11 protein-coding genes are annotated in these 20,641 nt (G+C 70.1%); 3 read left to right on the top strand and 8 right to left on the bottom strand.

Translation table 11 applies throughout. The features are described 5' to 3' along the window. Window positions 1–71: 71 nt before the first annotated feature. Window positions 72–2,003 (bottom strand): acyl-CoA dehydrogenase family protein, encoded by a 1,932-nt coding sequence (locus ACIBLC_RS20625; RefSeq protein ID WP_399212458.1) that lies wholly within the window; start codon window positions 2,001–2,003, stop codon window positions 72–74. A 394-nt stretch (window positions 2,004–2,397) separates the two neighbouring features. Between ACIBLC_RS20625 and ACIBLC_RS20620 the strand changes: the two genes are divergently transcribed. Continuing rightward, window positions 2,398–3,411, top strand: a complete 1,014-nt coding sequence (locus ACIBLC_RS20620; RefSeq protein ID WP_399212456.1) for a LacI family DNA-binding transcriptional regulator — start codon at window positions 2,398–2,400, stop codon at window positions 3,409–3,411. Between the two features lie 241 nt (window positions 3,412–3,652). Beyond that, complete coding sequence (locus ACIBLC_RS20615; RefSeq protein ID WP_399212454.1) at window positions 3,653–5,695, top strand: TIM-barrel domain-containing protein; 2,043 nt, start codon at window positions 3,653–3,655, stop codon at window positions 5,693–5,695. 55 nt (window positions 5,696–5,750) lie between these two features. Here the strand turns inward: ACIBLC_RS20615 and ACIBLC_RS20610 are convergent, their stop codons facing one another. The 7 genes from ACIBLC_RS20610 to ACIBLC_RS20580 form a co-directional block, all read right to left on the bottom strand. Continuing rightward, entirely contained in the window at window positions 5,751–6,464 is a 714-nt protein-coding gene (locus ACIBLC_RS20610; protein WP_399212453.1) for a hypothetical protein, read from the bottom strand. 38 nt (window positions 6,465–6,502) lie between these two features. Continuing rightward, the gene (locus ACIBLC_RS20605; protein ID WP_399212452.1) at window positions 6,503–9,109 is read right to left on the bottom strand and encodes a glycosyl hydrolase family 95 catalytic domain-containing protein; all 2,607 of its coding nucleotides are present in this window, start codon (window positions 9,107–9,109) and stop codon (window positions 6,503–6,505) included. Beyond that, entirely contained in the window at window positions 9,106–11,073 is a 1,968-nt protein-coding gene (locus ACIBLC_RS20600) for a beta-galactosidase (RefSeq protein WP_399212451.1), read from the bottom strand. Before ACIBLC_RS20600 ends, ACIBLC_RS20605 begins: the two co-directional genes overlap by 4 nt. Beyond that, complete coding sequence (locus ACIBLC_RS20595) at window positions 11,073–13,283, bottom strand: WD40/YVTN/BNR-like repeat-containing protein (RefSeq protein ID WP_399212449.1); 2,211 nt, start codon at window positions 13,281–13,283, stop codon at window positions 11,073–11,075. The genes ACIBLC_RS20600 and ACIBLC_RS20595 overlap by 1 nt, the downstream gene beginning before the upstream one ends. 217 nt (window positions 13,284–13,500) lie before the next feature. Then, on the bottom strand, window positions 13,501–14,457 hold the full coding sequence (locus ACIBLC_RS20590; protein WP_399212448.1) for a carbohydrate ABC transporter permease: 957 nt from the start codon (window positions 14,455–14,457) through the stop codon (window positions 13,501–13,503). Window positions 14,458–14,462: 5 nt separating this feature from the next. Continuing rightward, window positions 14,463–15,617 (bottom strand): ABC transporter permease, encoded by a 1,155-nt coding sequence (locus ACIBLC_RS20585; protein WP_399212447.1) that lies wholly within the window; start codon window positions 15,615–15,617, stop codon window positions 14,463–14,465. Between the two features lie 4 nt (window positions 15,618–15,621). Then, window positions 15,622–17,304 carry an extracellular solute-binding protein gene (locus ACIBLC_RS20580; RefSeq protein WP_399212446.1) on the bottom strand — a complete coding sequence of 561 codons (1,683 nt, stop codon included), beginning with the start codon at window positions 17,302–17,304 and terminating at the stop codon, window positions 15,622–15,624. 371 nt (window positions 17,305–17,675) lie between these two features. On the opposite strand from ACIBLC_RS20580, the gene ACIBLC_RS20575 reads away from it, so the two are divergent. Then, window positions 17,676–20,531, top strand: a complete 2,856-nt coding sequence (locus ACIBLC_RS20575) for a glycoside hydrolase family 3 C-terminal domain-containing protein (protein WP_399212445.1) — start codon at window positions 17,676–17,678, stop codon at window positions 20,529–20,531. Window positions 20,532–20,641: the final 110 nt, after the last annotated feature.

Here is a 20,641-nt window from a genome sequence, read left to right as displayed (position 1 = left end):
TGGCGCACATTTTCCGGTGCGGCAAGCGGCACAATGACGGACGGGGCTGCGGTGCATGGGTGGGGAAAAGGTCAGCGAATGGGTCGGTGGACGTTTTCCTTCGTGCTCGCGCCGGGCGTCGCGTCGGCGATCCAAGGACCTTCGCCCGAGGGGTCGATGACGCCCTGCTCCAGCCACTCGTAGGTGCCCGTCAGGACACCCTTGACCACCTTGCGGTCGAGGTCGTCGGTGTTGGTCCACAGGCGGCCGAAGAGTTCGTCGACGCGGATGCGGGACTGGCGGCAGAAGGCGTCGGCGAGTTGATAGGCCTCGCGGCCGTGGTCCTCGGTCGTGCGCAGGAGTTCGGCGCGCACGCAGGCCGCGCTCATCGCGAAGAGCTCGGCACCGATGTCGACGATCCGGCCCAGGAAGCCCTGCTTGGTCTCCATCCGGCCCTGCCAGCGCGACATGGCGTAGAAGGTGGAGCGGGCGAGCTTGCGGGCACTGCGTTCGACGAAGCGCAGGTGCGGCGAGAGGTCGATTTCCTGGTTGAACTCGGCGTACGCGCGCGGGAGTTGCCCCTGGCCCGCGACCAGCTTCGGCAGCCACTTGGCGTAGAAGACACCGGCGTTGGCGCCTGCCTTCGCCTTGTCCGAGAGGGACTTGTCGGGGTCGATGAGGTCACCGGCGACCGAGAGGTGGGCGTCGACGGCCTCGCGGGCGATCAGCAGGTGCATGATCTCCGTCGAGCCCTCGAAGATGCGGTTGATACGGAGGTCGCGCAGGATCTGCTCGGCCGGTACCGCCCGCTCCCCGCGCGCCGCCAGCGACTCCGCGGTCTCGAAGCCCCGGCCGCCGCGGATCTGGACGAGTTCGTCGGCCATGAGGCAGGCCATCTCGGAGCCGTACAGCTTGGCGAGGGCGGCCTCGATGCGGATGTCGTTGCGGTCCTCGTCGGCCATCTGGGAGGACAGGTCGAGGACGGCCTCCAGCGCGAAGGTCGTCGCCGCGATGAAGGAGATCTTCGCGCCGACCGCCTCGTGGAAGGCGACCGGCTTGCCCCACTGCTCGCGCGCCGACGACCACTCGCGGGCGATCTTCAGACACCACTTGCCCGCGCCCACGCACATGGCGGGCAGGGACAGCCGGCCCGTGTTGAGCGTGGTCAGCGCGATTTTCAGGCCCGAGCCCTCCGGGCCGATCCGGTTCGCGGCGGGCACCCGGACCTGGTGGAAGCGCGTGACGCCGTTCTCCAGGCCGCGCAGGCCCATGAACGCGTTGCGGTGCTCGACGGTGATGCCCTCGGAGCCGGCCTCGACCACGAACGCCGTGATGCCGCCCTTGTGGCCCTCGGACTTCGGCACCCGAGCCATGACGACGAGGAGGTCGGCGACGACGCCGTTGGTCGTCCAGAGCTTCACCCCGTCGAGGACGTAGTCGTCGCCGTCCCGCACGGCGCTGGTCGCCAGCCGGGCCGGGTCGGAACCGACGTCCGGCTCGGTCAGCAGGAAGGCCGAGATGTCGGTGCGGGCGCAGCGCGGCAGGAAGGTGTCCTTCTGCTCCTGGGTGCCGAACTGTTTCAGCGGCTGCGGTACGCCGATCGACTGGTGGGCGGACAGCAGCGCGCCGATCGCGGGGCTCGCGGAGCCGACCAGGGCGAGCGCCTTGTTGTAGTAGACCTGGGTGAGGCCGAGACCGCCGTACTTCGTGTCGATCTTCATGCCGAGGGCGCCGAGTTCCTTGAGGCCGTTGATGACCTCGTCGGGGATCCGCGCCTCGCGCTCGATGAGCGCGGAGTCGATCTTCGTCTCGCAGAAGACGCGCAGCCTGGCGAGGAACTCCTCGCCGCGCCGCGCGTCCTCGTCGGCCGGCAGGGGGTGCGGGTGGATCAGGTCTAGCCGGAAGCGGCCGAGGAACAGTTCCTTGGCGAAACTGGGCCTGCGCCAGTCCTGTTCGCGCGCGGCCTCGGCGACCTGCCGGGCCTCACGTTCGGTGACAGTGGGCTGGTGGGGTGTTGCGGTCATGCTGGTCACCTCGCCGCGCATCGGGAACAGGGGTTCGTGTGCCGGTCTCGTACGCTTGGGACTCCGATCCTGTGTACCCATTTCATCGATCTTGAGCGCTTTCATCGATCGCCGGGCGCACGTTACCGATCGGTTCTACTCGATCGTATTTACCTGATTCCGGATGACCCCACCAGTCCTCGCGCAGCGTTCGGCCCAACGCACTCGCGGCGGTATTGCATCGGGGATCCTTACGGAGGACGGTCGGATCGAGATCGGTAGGCGAAAAGGTGTCGAAGCGCTTCGACAACCTATGGACACCCAACATCCATCGGGCTACTGTCGAGCCACCCTCACTCGCCGTTATCCGCAACGCGCACTGTCGAAGCGCTTCACACAATGCTGGGAGAGCTGGATGGTCACCCTCGCCGAGGTCGCCCAGCACGCCGGAGTCTCGGCGAGCACGGTGAGCTATGTCCTCAGCGGCAAGCGGTCCATCTCCGTGGGCACCCGGCAACGGGTCGAACAGAGCATCCAGGAGCTGGGCTACCACCCGAACGCGGGTGCCCGGGCCCTGGCGAGCAGCCGGTCCAACATCATCGCGCTGATGATCCCGCTCCGTACGGACATGTACGTGCCGGTGATGATGGAGATCGCCATCGCGGTGGCGACCAATGCCCGCACCCACGGGTACGACGTGCTGCTGCTCACCGGCGAGGAGGGTCCCGACGCGGTACGCCGGGTCACCGGCAGCGGGCTCGCCGACGCGATGATCCTGATGGACGTCGAACTCGACGACGAGCGGATGCCGTTGCTGCGCGACACGGACCAGCCCTCGGTGCTCATCGGCCTGCCCGCCGACACCTCCGGACTGACCTGCGTCGACCTCGACTTCGGCGCGACGGGCGGTCTGTGCGCCGAACACCTGGCGCTTCTCGGCCACCGTGACATCGCTGTCATCGGCGAGGCGCCCGCGGTCTACGAGCGGCACACGGGATTCGCCGAGCGCACACTCGACGGACTGCGTTCCCGCTCGCGGGAGTTGGGCCTGCGCGTACTGCACCGCCCCTGCGAGGGCGGCTTCGACGCGATGTCCCTGACCCTCGCCCGCATCTTCGACGAGCGCCCGGGCACCACCGGCTTCGTCGTGCAGAACGAGTCCGCGGTCGAGCCGTTGCTCGCGCTGCTGCGCCGGCAGGGCCGCGCCGTCCCCGAGGACGTGTCGGTGATCGCGATCTGCCCGGACCAGGTCGCGACCCAGGCCTCGGTGCGGCTGACCTCGGTCGCCATCCCCGCCCAGGAGATGGGCCGGCACGCCGTGGAACAACTGATCGCCAAGCTCGACGGGCACGGCAAGGACGAAGTCGTACTGATCGCGCCGGAGTTGACGGTGCGGGCGAGCACGGGGCCGGCGCCGGGCGCGGGCTGAGCCCACCCGTTCGAGTACGAGTACCCGCGCCACCGGCTCGGGTCCCCCCGCCACCCGCTCAGGCACCCCTGAGCCCATCCGCTCACGCACACCTGGGCCCATCAGCCCAGGACCCCGGCCGGTCGCCTCCCCGGCGGCCGGCCACCTCAGGCGGCCCCACGGGGCAGCCCCTTCTTTCCCGGCACGCGTCCGTCGCGGGCCGGGTCTGTCGCAGCCACTCCTTCTCCCAGGAGCACCCCCAGTGAATCTGCCTGCCGAAACACAGCCCCAGGTCAGCCTCGCGCAGTCCTCCCCCACCGTCGGCACCTTCCGCGAACGGGACGGTGCGCTGGAGTGGAGCGGCCGCACGGAGACCGTGCGCGTCGAGCCCTGGGGTCCGGACGCGGTCCGGGTCCGCGCACGGCTCGGCGGACCGGTCCTCGAAGGCCTCCCGGGCGCGTTGCTCGACGAGCCGCCGGCCACCGAGAGCACGGTCAAGACCGAGGCGGGGGAGGCACAGTTGACGGTCGGCGCGCTGACCGTCCTGATGTCCGCGGAAGGGCTCATCCGCTTCGTCCGCACCTCCGACGGCTCCGAACTGCTGGCCGAGGAACGCGCCCACTTCTGGTGGCCCGGCTCGCGCCTCTACACCCCGACCGGCAACGGCCACCACCGGCTGGAGCAGCGGTTCGCCGCGTACGAGGACGAGAAGCTGTACGGGCTCGGCCAGCACCAGCACGGGCTGTTCGACCAGAAGGGCGCCGTCCTCGACCTGGTGCAGCGCAACGCCGAGGTGACCATCCCGGTACTCACCTCCAGCCGGGGCTACACCCTGCTGTGGAACTCCCCCGCCATCGGCCGCGTCGAGCTGGCGGGCAACGGCACACGCTGGGTCGCCGACTCGGCCCGTCAGCTCGACTACTGGATCACCGCGGGGACCCCGGCCGACGGGCAGCGCCGCTACAGCGCCGCGACCGGCCGTACACCGATGCTCCCCGAGTGGGCGGCCGGCTTCTGGCAGTGCAAACTGCGCTACCGCACGCAGGACGAACTCCTCGCCGTGGCAAGGGAGTACAAGCGCCGCGGGCTGCCCCTGTCGGTCATCGTCTGCGACTTCTTCCACTGGACGCACCTGGGTGACTGGAAGTTCGACCTGACCGAGTGGCCCGACCCGGCGGCGATGCAGGAGGAGCTCGCCGCGATGGGCGTCAAACTGGTCGTGTCCGTCTGGCCGTCGGTGTCCCCGCTCTCCGAGAACCACCAGCTCATGGAGCAGCGCGGCTACTTCATCGGCACGCAGTACGGCCCCATGGCGCACGCCGACTGGCCCGACAAGGAGGTGGCCTCCACCGTCCAGGTCGCCTTCTACGACGCGACCAACCCGGAGGCCCGCGACTTCCTGTGGTCCCGCGTGAAGGCCAACTACCTCGACCCGTACGGCATCACGGCCTTCTGGCTGGACGCCTGCGAGCCGGAGCTGAAGCCGGGCTTCTCGGAGAACCTGCGCTACTACGCGGGCCCCGGCCTCGAGGTGGGCAACCTCTACCCGCGGGAGAACGCGCGCGTCTTCCACGAGGGCCTGCTCGCCGCCGGTGAGACCGAGATCGTCTCCCTCAACCGCTCGGCGTGGGCGGGCAGTCAGCGCTACGGCGCCGCCCTGTGGTCCGGTGACATCGGCACGGACTTCGCGACCCTGCGCCGCCAGATCGCGGCCGGCCTCAACACCGCACTCTCCGGCATCCCCTGGTGGAACACCGACATCGGCGGCTTCCACGGCGGCGACCCGGACGATCCGGAGTTCCGCGAGGTCATGGTCCGCTGGTTCCAGTTCGGCGCGCTGTCCCCGCTGATGCGCCTGCACGGTTTCCGCGATCCGGGCATGGCACTCGGCCCCGACATGACCGGCGGCCCGAACGAGGTCTGGTCCTACGGCGAGGAGGCCGGGGCCATCCTGGAGAAGTACCTGCGGCTGCGTGAGCGCCTGAAGCCGTACGTCCTGGACGTCATGCGGGAGGCTCACGAGGAGGGGCTGCCCGTGATGCGCCCGCTGTTCCTGGAGTTCCCGGACGACCCGGCCGCCTGGTCGGTGGACGACGCGTATCTGTTCGGCCCGGATCTGCTGGTCGCGCCGGTGCTCACGGCGGGCGCGACGGACCGTACGGCCTACCTTCCGGCGGGCGCGCGCTGGACGGACGCGTGGACGGGTGAGACGTACGAGGGGGGTGCGACCGTCACCGTCGACGCCCCGCTGGACCGCATACCGCTGTTCCTGCGGGACGGAGCGCGGCTGCCTGTGGCGGAGTGAACAGGGAAAGTGCGGCCGGCCCCTCGACGGGACCGGCCGCACTCTCACGCGCGGATCAACTACTGCTGACCGTCAGGTTGTTGGTGGTGAAGTCCAGGCCGCCGGACGAGGACGTGACCTCGTAGCCGAACTGGACGTCTCCGATGGTCTCGTTGCCGAACCAGCCCTTGGTGTCCTTGATCCACTTGAGGATCGGCAGGATGTTGACGGTGCCGGAGGACGAGTCCGAGGTGCGCAGGAACGAGAAGACCTCGTTCGCGCCGTTGTTGCCCTTGTAGACGGTCCAGGTGTGGCCGCCCAGCGTCACATTGCCCTGCGAGGTGCCGAGCGGGCCGACGGCTCCGTTGTAGTTGACCCAGAGCATGATCTCGTAGTCGTAGTCGGTGTCCCAGATGTCGTACGACGTGTTGTACGCGCCGGCGGACGGGACCGTGACGTTGTAGCTGCTGGAGAGCGAACCGAGCGAGGTGATCGTCTTGTTGATCACCTTCTTGGAGTTGGGGTACGACTTGATGCCTCCGGTGTTGGGGTGGTTGGCCCAAACCCCCCAGTTGGTCCCGGAGTTGGCCCAGATGCACTGGGAGCCGGCTCCGGATCCCCAGATGTTGTTGTAGAGGGTGTAGCCGTTCAGCGAGGTGTTGCCCCACTGGTCGCAGGAGCTCCAGACGGCGGCCTGGGCGGGGGCGGCGGCGACTCCGACGGTGACGCCGAGCGCGAGTGCGGGGGCCGCGAGGGCCTTGCTGATCCTTTTCAGTGTGCGATGTGCCATGGTGTCCCTTCCATGGGTGGGGGGAATTGCGGCTGCTGCTACTGCGGCCCCGAGGTGAGGACGCAGTCTTCTCCGGCGCGCAGGGAGAGCGGTCGCGCTCCGGTGGAAGTCCTGAGATCGATGCGCAGGGTGCGGGCGGGGCGGATGACGGCCGTGCGCTCCCGGGGGCTCCAGGTCAGGTCGACCTCGGCGCCGAACCGGGTCCGGATGCCGTGCAGTCGGCCGGTCGGGTACGCCGTGGGGAGCGCCGGGAAGAGGACCAGCCGCCCGGGAGTGGACTGGATCAGTGCCTCGATGAGGAGGGCGGGGAGCGTGTGGGCGGCGTCCGCGTTGTAGACGTGGCGGTTCGGGTAGTGGCCGCTCATGAGGGACACGTGGAAGAAGTCCCCCGCCAGCACCTTGCCGAGAGCCGCCGTCACACGGTCGGTGTCGCGCAGCCGGGCCGCCAGCAGGGCGTGGTGGAGGTGACCGTGCGCCGAGTCGTTCTCGGCGCCGCGCAGTTCGAGGGCGCGACGGGCCGCCTCGGCCAGTTCCGGGGAGTCGTAGGGATTGATCTCGTCGAGCGGCCAGACGCCGTACAGGTGGCTGAGGTGCCGGTGGTCGTAGGTGTCGTCGAGGCCGGGCCAGGCCCATTCGGCCAGCGCGCCCTCGGCGTTGACGCGGTGCGGCGGCAGCCGGTCGGCGAGCGCGCGCCAGCGTTCGGCGTCCGGGCCCGGGTGGTAGTCGGCGGCCGTGCGCAGCGCGTGGCGGGCCGCGGAGAGGTCCATGGCGGCGTTGAGGGTGACCCAGCTCGCGTTGGCGGGGCGGTTCTCCGGTGAGTACGAGGGGACGACGACGAGTCGGCCGTGTTCGTCGGTGCGGGTGAGGAAGTCCTCGTAGAAGGTGGCGACTTCGGCGAGCGCGGCGGCCAGTCGTGGGTCCCGCGTGCCACGGGTCTCGTCGTGGTCCACGAGCGGTTTCAGCAGCCAGTCGGCGCCGGCGGTCCACACATGCAGGGGGTACTCGCGGCTGAGGTGGTAGATGTGCCCGGACTCGCCGTCGGTGTGCGCGGGGGCGACGACACCGCGGGCGCCGAAGATCGCCCGTGCGTTGTCCCGCCAGTCTGGCAACTGGCCCTGCACCAGGGTGGCATGAGCCTCGGTGACCTCCGGGAGTCCTGCCGCGGCGGCCGAAGCCGTCTGGAGGTTGAGGTTGGCGTCGGTGGTGAACGCCCCGGACCACGCGGTGTCCCAGTCACCGGTCCACAGGCCGGTCAGGCGCGGCGGCCGCGTTCCGGAGGCCGACAGGAGGTGGTAGCGCCCTGCCGCGAGGAGTCGCTCCAGGAGGGCGGGACTTCCGGGGCGGCGCAGCAACTCGGAGCCGGGGAGCGCGCGTTCGGCCGCGTCGGCGTCGAGCTCGAAGCCGACTCGGAGGTAGGCGGAGCGGTGGAGGGCGGTGTGGCGGGCTTGGAGGCGGGCGTATGCGTTTTTGGCGTTGCCGTTGGCGTTGGCGGAGTTGGGGGCGGGGACGGGGCCTGGAATGAGGCTGGGGTCTAGTCCGGGACTGGGACCGGGGGCGGTGGGAGGGGCGGGATCTAATCCGGGACCGAGGCCTGTGCCGGGGCCGGAGCCGCTGGTTGCGTTGAACCTGGGGTCGAGAGCCGCGTCGGGGACGGTGCCTGGGCCTGGGCCGGTGTGTGCGGCGCCTGAGCCGGTGTGTGCGGCGCCTGAGCCGGTGTGTGCGGCGCCTGAGCCGGTGCTCGCGCCGATGCCTGGGCCTGATCCGGCGTGTGCGGCGGCGCCTGGGCCGGTCCGCGCGCTGGTGCCTGAGCCGGCGCCGGAGCCTGGTCCGGAGTCGGCACCGGCGTCGGCGTCCGTCAGCAGCGCCCGCAGCTCGCGGACCTCGGCAAGCACGTCCAGTTCGCCGGTGTGCCGTCGTACCCGCGTGAGCAGGAGCACCGAGCGGGCGCCCTCGACCCGCAGGCCGGGAAGGGCGGTCCGGGTCCGCCCGCCGGTGACCACGGCGATGGTGACGCCCGTGTACGCCAGTTCGCTGCCCGGATAGCGGGCACGCAGGGTGAGCAGCGCGCCCTCAGGCGTGAGGACCGAACTGTGTCCCGCCATCACGTCATTGGGCAGACCGGGCAATCGGTGGTCCAGGGTCACGTCCACGGTGAGGTCGGCCCCGGTCACGTACTGGACGATGACGTCGTCGGCGCGGGAGACGAAGACCTCGCTGCGCCAGCCGTCGCAGTCGGCGCCGACCACGCCGGTGGTGAAGTCGACCTCCCGCCGGTAGGAGCCCCGCTTCGCCGCCGGCCGGCGCAACCGCACCTGGAAGGCGGGGTGGAAGGGCCGCACCCACAGCAGCGGCCGTCCGTCGGTGAAGTCCTCCCCGGCGGCGACATCGCCGGCCAGCAACCGGTCCTGCACCTCGCGGAGTTGGCCGGCGAGTTCGGGAGGGCGGGCGTCCTCGTTGCCGTTCGGGCGGACCAGGGCGTGATGGTTGACGATGACCCGGTCGTCGTCCGGGTCGCCGAACACCATGGCTCCGTGTGTCCCGTTGCCGCTCAGGAAGGCGTCCTCCCAGCGCGCGGCGGGCTCGGGTTCCCAAGTGCCGTGCACGGGACCGGAGTCAGGGGCGCCTGTCGCCTCGAGCCTGGTCATGGCGCGAGCACCGCCACTCCGTGGCGTTCCAGGCGTACGGAACCGGTGACGGGGCGGCCGGTGAGCAGGTCACGGTGGGTGCCAGGCACCTCGACCGTCACCTCGTCCCGCCCGTGGTTGAGCAGGAAGAGCAGCTCCCCGCGGCGTACTGCCTCAACTCCCGCGGGGATCGCGTCGAGCACCGGACGGACGCCCGCACAGTCCGCCACGTCCGCCAACAGGGCGCGCAGCGCGGGCGGTTCGGGGAGCGTGGACAGGTACCGGGCGTTGCCCTTGCGGAGTACGGCCGGCAGCCCGTCCAGTTCGCCGCCCTTGTAGACGGCCTCGGTCACGGCGTCCTCGGCCTCGATCTCCTCCGACCAGAGCGTCCCGCGGAAGCCTTCGCACTCGACCGTGTCCCCCGCGTCCAGCGGCCACCACTCGTGCAGAGTGCGGATGCCGAACAGCTCCCGCAGCCGCTCGTCCATGCCGCCCGGTCGCACCCGGTCGTCCTCGTCGGCGACGCCGGTCAGGAATCCGCAGACGAGGGTGCCCCCTCCCCGTACGTACGCGATCAGGTTGTCGATCGCCGCGTCCGTGAGCAGGTAGAGCTGCGGTACGACGACGAGCCTGTACGCGGAGAGGTCGTGCTCGGGGTGGGCGAAGCCGGTGGTGAGGTTGGCCTCCCAGAGGGCGCGGTGCCAGGCGCGCAGGACCTGGGGGTAGTCGACCTCCGAGGAGAGACGGCCGTCCTGGGCGCCGGCCCACCAGGAGTTCCAGTCGTGCAGGATCGCGATGTCCTGCACGATCCGACTGTCCGTCACCTCGCTGCCGATTTGGGCGAGTTCGGCGCCGAGCTGCCTGATCTCCTGGAAGGTGCGGCCCCGCTCCCCCGCGTGACTGACCATCCCCGAGTGGAACTTCTCCGCGCCCTGCCGGGACTGACGCCACTGGAAGTAGCAGACGGCGTCGGCGCCGCGCGCCACGGCCTGGAGGGACCAGAGGCGGTTGAGGCCGCGCGGTTTGGGGTGGTTGACGCCGCGCCAGTTGACCGGGCCCGCGGCTTGCTCCATGAGCATCCAGGGGCCGCCTGCCGCCTGGGAGCGCGTCATGTCCTGGACGAGCGCGGCGCTCTGGGCGCCGAGGGGGTCGCGCGGGTCGGGATAGATGTCGACGGAGACGACGTCCTCCTCGGCGGCCCACCGCCAGGCGTCCTGCCCCACCCACATCGGCATGAAGTTGCTGGTCACGGGAATGTCCGGGGTGTGGCGGCGGACGATGTCGCGTTCGGCGAGGTAGCACTCCAGGAGCATGTCGGAGGTGAAGCGCCTGAAGTCGAGAACGTGCGTCGGGTTCTTCATGTAGTGGGCGTGGCGCGGCGGGAGTATCTCGTGCCAGCCGTCGTAGCCCTGGCTCCAGAAGGCTGTTCCCCAGGCCTTGTTGAGCGCCTCGACCGTTTCGTACCTGTCCTGGAGCCAGCGGCGGAAGGTGGCGGCCGCCTCGTCGCCGTAGTCGAACGTGCAGTACTCGTTGTTGATGTGCCACATGGTGAGGGCGGGGTGACCGCCGTACCGGGCGGCCAGGTCCTCGGTGATGGCGGCGGCATAGCGGCGGTAGGTGGCGCTGGAGTGCGAGAAGTGCTGGCGGGAGCCCCACCACTCGGTGCGGCCGTCCTCGTCGCGGGGCAGCGTCTCGGGGTGGAGGCGGCCCATCCAGGGCGGGGGTGCGGAGGTCGGGGTGGCCAGGACGACACCGACGCCGTTCTCGTGCATCAGGTCCATCAGGCGGTCGAGCCAGCCGAACTCCCGAACGCCCGGGCGTGGTTCGAGCTTCGCCCAGGAGAAGACGCCGAGGGTGACGGAGTTGACGCCCGCCTCCTTCATGAGGCGTACGTCCTCGTGCCAGGTCTCCTCGGGCCACTGCTCGGGGTTGTAGTCACCGCCGAAGAGGATGCGGCCACGGGTGGCGTCACCGAGCTGTGGCATCAGGAGGGCTCCCCGTACTGGATTCCGCGGCCGTTGGTGGCGAGGTACACGCGGCCGTGGACGCGCGGGTCGCCGACGATCACCTCGCCGGTCCATCCCCACTGGTGGGCGTCGTCGTTGATCCGCACCCAGGTCCTCGCCTCGTCGTCGGAACGGAGGACGGCGGTGATCGTTTCGGTGGAGCCGACCTGGTAGATCGCCGGGTAGCCGGCGCCGGGGGCCGCCCTGCCGAAGCCGAGGGTGTACGAGGCCCAGCAGCCGGCGACCTTGGTGAAGGTGACACCGCCGTCGGTGGAGCGGTAGAGGCCGTTCCACTTGGCCGAGAGCCACAGGTCACCGGAGCGCCCGGGGGCCGCGACCACCTTGAACTGACTGTCCCCCGCGGGCAGCCCGGTCGCACGGGCCGTGAACGAGAGGCCACTGTCGGTGCTGACGTACAGCGTTCCTGTGTCGGTGTCGTACGCGTAGAAGAGCGTCGGGTCGGCCGGGTCGGCGACCGGCGTGGCGCCCTTCGGGAAGGAGGAGATCTCGGACCAGGTCGTGCCGTTGTCCGCCGAGCGGTGAGCCGGGTACTTCGTGCCGTCCCAGTGCACGAAGGACCAGAGCAGGGTGCTGCCGTCGGCGTTGGTGGCGATCGGCCCCGGTGCGTCCTTGGCGATGTCGGGCTGGGCCGCGAAGGGCGCCCAGGTCCGGCCTCCGTCACCGGAGTGTGCGCCGTTGCCGTTGTCGCCCCAGCCCGCCCGGACGACGTACGCCGGCCTGGCCGCGGCCTGCGCGAGTCCCGTCGCCGACCCGAACACGGGGTTCGTCGCCATGCCGCGCGACGGAGACGCCGTGAGCCGCTCGTGGTACATCACGCCGATGTCCCCGAGTCCGCTGATCAGGTGTGCCTCCCCGGCCGGGGGCGAGATCAGCTGGCGCACGGCCGTCTCCTCCAGGCCGCGGATCCGCGGCGCCCAGTGCCTGAGGTCACGGGTGCCGTAGAGGGTCGCGCCGGTCCCGTACACGACGTGCTTGGAGTCGTACGGGTCGACCGCGAGGGCCTGGATCCACCAGCCGAACTTCGGCTTGACACCGCCCCAGTTGAGGAAGGGAGTCTCCGATACGTCGAATACCGCCGCGTCCTTGAGGGACGTCCAGGTGCGGCCGCCGTCGGTGGTCCGGAACAGTGTGTCGACGTCCGCCCAGCGGTTGTTGGTGGAGACGACGACGGTGCCCGCGCGGCGGGCGTCGACGGCGATCCCTCCGTAGCCGAAGGTGTCCACCGACCCGTCCGGCCTCGTGCCGCCCGGTCCGACGGGGGTCACGTCTGTCCACTTGCCGCTGGTGGTGCGCAGCTTGTGCACGCTGCCGTCCGACTGGCCGTTGGGGCCGGGGGCGTTGGCGTAGGTCACGTAGAGCTCGCGGGTGTGCGTGTCGTAGGCCGCGCGGACCGGGACCTTAGCGGCGGTGCCGGAGGACTGACCGGGTACGGCCTGCCAGGTCGTGCCGTCGGCCGTGCGGTACAGGTTCGCCGTGCCGGAGGTGCCGTCGCCGTCACCCCAGCCCGCGTAGACGGCGCGTCCGGCCGCGACGAGGAAGGTGATGCCCTGCCCGGACGGGTTCGCCGTCGCCGGGAAGCCACTGACGGCTGCCCAGGTCGCGCCCCGGTCGGTCGACCTCAGCAGCCCGTCGTGCCGGGTGCCCAGCCACAGGGTGTCGCTGTCGCGCGGGTCGACCAGGAGGCGTTCACCGGTGCCGCGTCCGTCCTCGTTGGCGCCGAGTTTCACGGGCAGATCGGTACGGGTCCAGGTGGCGCCGCGATCCTCGGAGCGCAGCACCGCGCCGTTGCCCGCCCACGACTGGGCGTACGTGCCGAGCGCGGCGTAGAGCCGGCCGGGGTGCGCGGGGTCGACCGCGAGGGCCTCCACACCGAGGAGGTTCCAGTCGTCCCAGCCGAGGTGGTCCGTGAGCGGGGTCCAGCGGGCGGCGCGGTCGTCCCAGCGGTAGGCGCCGCCGATGTCGGTGCGGGCGTAGGCGAGTCCGCGTACGGCGGGATGGAAGAGGACGCCGGTGACGAAGCCGGTCCCGCCGATGACGACGTTGCGCCAGCGGTACGCGGCGCCTTCGGCAGCGACGGCCCGGCTCCCGAGCGCGGGAACGGCGGTGAGCGCGGCCGCGGCGGCGCTTCCGGCAAGGACGGCTCGTCTGCTCGGGCGGGGCGTGCGCATGACATACCTCGTTAGGAAAGTAGGGGTGTGGGGAGCGTCCCTCCGGGGGCGCGGGAGCTGCGCGACCGGCCACAACCGGACCCGCGGCCGAAGGACGGTCCGGCGCTACGGCGCACCCCGCGGTGCGAACCGTTGGGGGCCGCCACGGCCGACCGCCGACAGGAGCAGGTCGACCGCAGCGGCGTCAGGGGGACCGGAGATGGAGGGCTGACGCGCGTCAGCCCTTCACGGCTCCGGTGAGCATGCCCTTCTTGAAGTGCCGCTGGACGAAGGGCGAGAGGAAGGCGACGGGCAGCAGCGCAAGCACCATGACCGCCATCTGCACGGCGAGCGCGGACAGTTGGCCGGTCTTGATGGCCTGGCCCATGCCGACCGGCGGCTCCTGCTTCTGGACGAGCTGGATCATGACGTTCTGCAACGGCATCATGTCCTGGTCGCTCAGATAGATCGACGCGTTGAACCAGGCGCTCCAGTAGCCGACGGCGTAGAAGAGCGTGATCACCGCGATGACCGCGCGGGAGAGCGGCATCACGATCGTCCAGAGGATCCGCCAGTCGCCGGCACCGTCGATCCGCGCGCTGTCGGTGAGCTCCGGCGAGATCCCCATGAAGAACCCGCGCAGCACCAGGATGTTGAAGACGCTGATCGCGCTCGGCAGGATCAGCGCCAGATAGGTGTCCGTCAGACCCAGCGCCTGCACCAGCAGATACGTGGGGATGAGGCCGGCGCCGAAGAACATCGTCGCCAGCAGGGTCATCAGGAACCAGCGGTGCCCGACCGACCCGATGCGGGAGAGCCCGTACGCCGCGAGGATGGACACCGTCATCGAGAACAGCGTGCCGACGAGGGTGACACCCAGGCTGACGAGGGTGGCCCGGGTGACCTGGCCGCCGCTCAGCAGTTCCTGGTAGGCGATGAAGGTGAGGCCCTTGGGGATCACCACCAGCCCGCCGGCCTCGGTGATCGCCTGTTTCGAGGACAGGCTGGTGACGACGACGATCCACAGCGGGAACACGACGGCGAGGCAGGCGCCGGCCAGGACGATGCCCTTGCCCGCGAGCCCGGCCCTGCTGGGCTCCTCCTCCCAGACGGGCCTCCGCGGGGCCGCCCAGCGACCGGGTGCCTTCGGTGGCCGTACGTCGGAGACGGAGGCCGCGGAGGACTCCGTGGTCATGGCACTCACTTCTTGTACACCCCCTGCTCGCCCATGAGATGGGCCACCTTGTTCGCCGCGAGGACAAGACCGAGGCTGACCACGCCCTTGATCAGGCCCGCCGCGGCGGCGTAGCTGAAGTCCTGGTTGCGGACGCCGTTCCACCACACATAGGTGTCGAGGACCTCCGCCGCGCCCGGTCCGACCGCGTCCCGTTGCAGCAGGATCTGTTCGAAGCCGACCGTGAGGGCGTCACCGACGCGCAGCACCAGGAGGAGGGCGATCACCGGGCGCAGTGCGGGCAGCGTGACGTGCCACATCCGGCGCCACCGCCCGGCCCCGTCCATCGCCGCGGCCTCGTACAGGTCGGGGCTCACCGAGGCCAGCGCCGCGAGGAAGACGATGATGCCCCAGCCCGCGTCCTTCCAGACGCCCTCGGACGTCACCAGGAACTTGAAGATCCCCGGGTCTGTCATCAGGTCGAAGCCCTCGTACCCGTGCTGTCGCAGGGTCTGCGCGATGATGCCGGCGCCGCCGAAGATCTGCTGGAAGACGGTGATGACCAGTACCCAGGAGAAGAAGTGCGGCAGGTAGAGGATCGCCTGGGACACCGCCCGTACCCGGGGCCTGATCACGCTGTTGATGAGCAGCGCGAGCAGGATCGGGATGGGGAAGAAGAGCACCAGTTGGAGGGAGAACAGGACGAGCGTGTTCTGGACGGCGTCCCAGAACGCCGAGTCCTCGAAGAGCCGGTTGAACTGCTCCAGGCCGATCCAGGGGCTCTCGAAGACGGCGATGAAGCCGTTGTCGCTGATGTAGGGGTCGTACTCCTGGAAGGCGACGACGTTGCCCAGGATCGGTATGTAGTTGAAGACCAGGACCAGCAGGACGGCCGGCAGGGTCATCAGGATCAGTGTGCGGTCCCGCTTGAAACGGTTCCTGAAGGTGCCACCTGTTGAAGCCTTCGTGGACTTCGACGCCCTGGACGCCTTGGATGCCCTGGAAGTCCGGGATTCCGGCGCGGACTTGGAGTCGGCCGCGGGCTCGACGGCCGGGGTCTCGGTGCGTCCGGCGGACGACGGATCACCGCCGGCGGCGTCCGTCACCGAAGTCGAGGCCGCGGACGGGACCGAGGCCGACGCCGTGCCCTCGGCGGCGCCCGGTGTGGTGCTGTGTGCCACCTCGTCACCCCTGCGCCGAACCGTTGTCGTCGAGCAGCTTCTTGTACCAGTCGCGCAGTCCGTCGCCGCCCTGGCTCTTCCAGTCCGCGACCGCCTGCTGCATGTCGCCGATCTTCTTGCGGCCGCGGACGATGTCGTCCTCGAGCTGCTCGAAGTCGTTGGAGAGGTTGGTGTAGCGGGCCGGCTCGGTGATCTGGAGGCCGTAGAAGGAGGACTTCTTGGTGAAGGCGCCCATCCGCTGCTGCCACTCGACCTGTTCCTTCGCGATGTCCGGGAAGTCGGGGTGCGCGATGGTCGAGGCGGGGCTCGCGAGCATCACGAAGGCGTTGACGACCTCCTGGTTGCCCTTGTCGTTCTTGGTGGGCGTGCCGTCCTTGACGGTGTAATGCGTGCCCTCGACCCCGTAGTTGGTGAGCATGTACTCCTCGGTGCCGTACGGGGCGGCGGTGACGTTGGCGGCGGCCAGGATGTCGTGGACCGCGGCCTTCGACGCCTTCCGGTTGACGAAGGCGAAGATGCCGGCCGGCGATCCGGCCCACAGCGTGGGGTCGCCGCCGTCATGGCCGATGATGTCCATGCCGCCGATGCGGAATTCCTTGTTCTGGGTGGCCTGTTCGGCGCTCTTGCCCCACCAGGTCGAGATGTCGTTGTTGAAGAACAGCACCTCGCCGGACGTGAAGCGCAGCCCGGAGTCGCCCTGGTTCTGCGCCTTGGCGTCGGGGTGGACGACTCCCGCGTCGTACAACTTCCGTGTCCACTCGAGTGCTTCGAGGTACTCGTCGGTCTCGACGCGGCAGACCAGCTTGCCGTCGACGAGGTTCCAGCCGAGCGGCTTCTCGCTGCCGGACAGGACGCCGAACATGTTGAAGGCGGTCCACTTCAGGTCGTCGCAGGCCCACACCTTCGCCTTGGCATTGGTGATCTCCTTGGCCAGGGCGAGGAACTCGTCTGCCGTTGTGGGGAGTTGGTATCCCTTCGCGTCGAAGATGTCCTTGCGGTAGTACGGCACGATGTTCGGCACGTACGAGGAGGGCATCGGCAGGCCGCGCAGCTTGCCGCCGAAGATCGAGCGCTGCCAGGCGTCGGTCGGGATCGCCGCGAGGTTCGGGTAGTCCTTGACCTTGTCGCCGGAGAGGTAGGGGCCCAGGTCGGCCATCTTGCTGATGATGGCGCTGGGTATCTTGCCGCCCATGTTCCAGCTCGGGATGACGACGACGTCCGGCATGTCGCTGGAGGCGAGGACCGCGCCCAGCTTCTCGTCGTAGGTGTTGCCGTCCTGGTTCTGCCAGACGACGTCGGCGCCGATCTTCTCGTTCATCGCCGAGTAGTAGGGGTTGTTCCCCTTGGGGGGCGAGCCCCAGAACGGCGACATGATCTTGATGGTGCCGCCCTTGCCGAGCTTCTGGGGCACCGAGGTCTTCAGGTCGCCGAGGACGAGCTTGCCGGTGAAGCCGAGGGAGGAGCCGTTCTTCGACGGGATGTCCGGCGTCACCACGCTCTGCGCCACGAAGGTGGGGAGGATCTTCTGCGCGTCCTTGCCCGAGGTCGTGCCGTCCTTGGAGCCGCCGCCGGAGCCGCCGCAGGCGGTCAGCAGCGGCATCCCGCCCGCCACCGCGGCGGCGGCGACCGCCGTGGAGGCGAGGAAGCTTCTCCGGCTCGGAGCGGAGGTGGCGGAGTTCGGCGTCATTGCGTCAACCCTTCATGGCGCACCAGGACACCCGGCGGTAGGGCCGTCGGCTGCGGTGTCTTGAGTGGAACTGGCTGAGCTGAAACGGTCCTCGAAGGACTGCGCGCCCCAGGCGGCGATCCCGTCAGTCGAAGCGCTTCGATGTTGCTGCGAGGTTAAGTGAACGCGTGGGGGTGCACAAGAGTCGATTCCAAGATTCCTCGGAGGTATGCCATGGCCGCAGAGGACTGGACCGGCCCCGTGCGGCACTTGATGTAGAGATGGGGAAACGGAGTTGTTGCGTCTGGGTGTCTTGACACCCACCCCTCGGTCGAATCAGCATCGAAGCGCTTCGAAAGCGCCCCGTCGCTCCATCGCAAAGGGATCTCCACGTGACCGCACAAACGCCGCCTACGCCCCCTTTCCGTGATCCGCAGCTGCCGTTCGCGAAGCGCATCGACGACCTGCTGGCACGGCTCACGCTCGACGAACGGATCGCGTTCCTGCACCAGTTCGCACCGGCCGTCGAGCGACTCGGCGTCGCCGCCTTCCGCACCGGGCAGGAGGCGCTGCACGGCGTCGCCTGGATGGGCCCGGCGACGGTGTTCCCGCAGGCCGTGGGGCTCGGCGCGACCTGGAACGACGAGCTCGTACGCCGGGTCGGCGAGGCCGTCTCCACCGAGACCCGCGCCATGCGCGCCCGCGACGACCGCGTCGGCCTCAACGTGTGGTCCCCCACGGTCAACCTGCTCCGCCACCCGCTGTGGGGCCGCAACGAGGAGGGCTACTCGGAGGACCCGCGGCTCACCTCGGCGATCGCGACGGCGTACACCCGCGGCCTGCGCGGCGACCACCCGGTGTACTGGCGTACGGCCCCGGTCCTCAAGCACTGGCTGGCCCACAACAACGAGACGGACAGGGACACCTCGTCCTCCTCCGTGCGCCCGCGCGTCCTGCACGAGTACGACCTGCGCGCCTTCCGCGAGACGGTCGAGGCGGGCGCCGTGGCCGGTGTGATGCCCGCGTACAACCTGGTCAACGGCCGTCCCAACCACGTCTCGCCGTATCTGCGCGAGCACCTGCGCACCTGGACCGACCAGGATCTGCTGGTCTGCTCGGACGCGGGCGCGCCCTCCAACCTGGTCGATTCCGAGCACTACTTCGACACCCACGAGGAGTCGACCGCGGCCGCGGTCCGCGCCGGGGTGGACAGCTTCACGGACCACGGCACGGACAGCTCGCGGATCATCGAGCGTGTTCAAGGCGCTCTCGTCCAGGGCCTGTTGAGCGAGGCCGACATCGACGCCGCGGTACGCCGACAGCTCGCTGTCCGGTTCCGGCTGGGCGAGTTCGACCCGGGGCTCGACCCGTACGCGGGCGCCTCGGCCTTCGACACCCCGGCCCACCGCGCCCTCGCCCAGGAGGCCGCGGAGCAGGCGGTCGTGCTGCTCAAGAACGACGGCCTGCTGCCACTGGCCCCCGGCGCCGGCCTCGCCGTGGTGGGGCTCCTCGCCGACGAGTGCAAGCTCGACTGGTACAGCGGCACACTCATCCACCGCTCGACTCCGCTGGAGGGCCTGTACGAGCGTTTCGGCGCCGAGCGCGTCGACTTCGCGGAGGGCGTGGACCGCGTACGCCTGCGGACGTCGTCGGGTAGGTACCTGTCGGTGCCGCTGGACGAGAACGCCGCGGACGACGAGGCACGCGGAGCCGGAGGCGCCCTGGACCCGGCGCTCCTCGCGGGCCGCACGGACCTGCCCCCGCTCACCACCGACACGGCCGGCACCGAACTCGCGCTCATCGACTGGGGCGACGGAGTCCTGACGCTGCGCGCCCCCGACGGACGGTATCTCTCGGTCGCGGACGACGGTTTCGTGCGCGCGTCCGCGGACCAGCCCGGCGGCTGGGTCGTCCAGGAGACATTCCGCCTCGAACCCTCCGGAACCCACGAGAACGGCCACCTCCTGAAGCACGTCGGGACGGGTAGGTACGTCTCTGTCGCCACCGACGGCGTGAAGGTTGCCGCCGAGGACGCCTCCGGCGCGGAAATCCTCGAGTTGGAGTTCACCGAGCGCGGCGAGGACGCGGTGGCTCGCGCGGCGGCCGGCGCGGACGTCGTCCTGGTGGTCGCGGGGAACGACCCGCACATCAACGGCCGGGAGACGGAGGACCGCACGACACTCCGCCTCCCCGCCCACCAGGAGCGGCTGCTCCGGGCGGCCCGCGCGGCGAACCCGGACACGGCTCTGGTCCTGGTCTCCGCGTACCCGTACGCGGTGGACCACACGGACCTGCCCGCCGTCCTGTGGACCGCGCACGGCGGGCAGGCGGCGGGCACCGCCCTGTCCCGCGTGCTCGCCGGTGACGTCTCCCCGGCGGGCCGCCTCCCGCAGACCTGGTACGCCTCCGACGCCGACCTGCCCGGCCTCCTCGACTACGACGTGATCGGCGGCCGGCAGACCTATCTGTACTTCGAGGGCGCGCCGCTGTTCCCGTTCGGACATGGTCTTTCGTACGCGCGGTTCTCGTACTCCGACCTCGAAGTCACCCCACGGAACGATGAGTTGAGGATCTCCTTCACCGTCACCAACACGGGCGCGGTGGCGGCCGACGAGGTCGCCCAGCTCTACACCCGTGCCGTGAACCCGTCGGTGCCGCGCCCCCGCCGAGAGCTGGCGGCACACCGCCGCGTCCACCTCACCCCGGGCGCCACGACCACGCTGACCTTCGAAGTCCCGCTCTCCGCACTGGAGTTCTGGGATGTGGCACACGGCCGTCCGCGCCTGGAGCCGGGCGCCCACGAACTGCTCGTGGGCGCCTCCAGCGAGGACATCCGGCTCCGCGCGACGGTCGAACTCGACGGCGAACCGGCCGCCCCCCGACCGGTGCGCGAACTGGGCCTCGACGCGGCCGGCTTCGACGAGCAGCGGAACACGGCGATCGTGGACCGTACGAAGGTGACGGGCGACGCCGTGACACCGGTGGACGGCGGGACGGGCGAACTCGTCTTCCGCGGCTGCGACTTCGGGGACGGCATCCGCCGGGTCACCGTCGAGGTGGCGGGCGAGGGAGCCGTGGAGATCTCCTTGGACGGCGGCCCGTCGACCGCTCCAGTGACTCTCGACGCGAGCAAGGGACCCTACGACTACACGACGCTCGGCGCGGAGTTCACCGCCGCCGGCGTGCACGACGTACACCTCAGGCTGCGCGGCCCGTTGCGGCTCGCGCACGTCGGCTTCTCCGGCTGAGGGTCCGGGCAGGCCGGCACGGTGGGGCCCGGCGCCGGAAGGCAGCGGCGCCGGGCCCCGCACCGGAATCCTATTTGAAAATGGTTCCCATGAGCCAGTAGGGGAAAGCC

Origin of the sequence: Streptomyces sp. NPDC050535, from assembly GCF_044457665.1 — a bacterium.
Taxonomy (GTDB): domain Bacteria; phylum Actinomycetota; class Actinomycetes; order Streptomycetales; family Streptomycetaceae; genus Streptomyces.
This window is presented reverse-complemented; position numbering and strand designations above follow the sequence as displayed.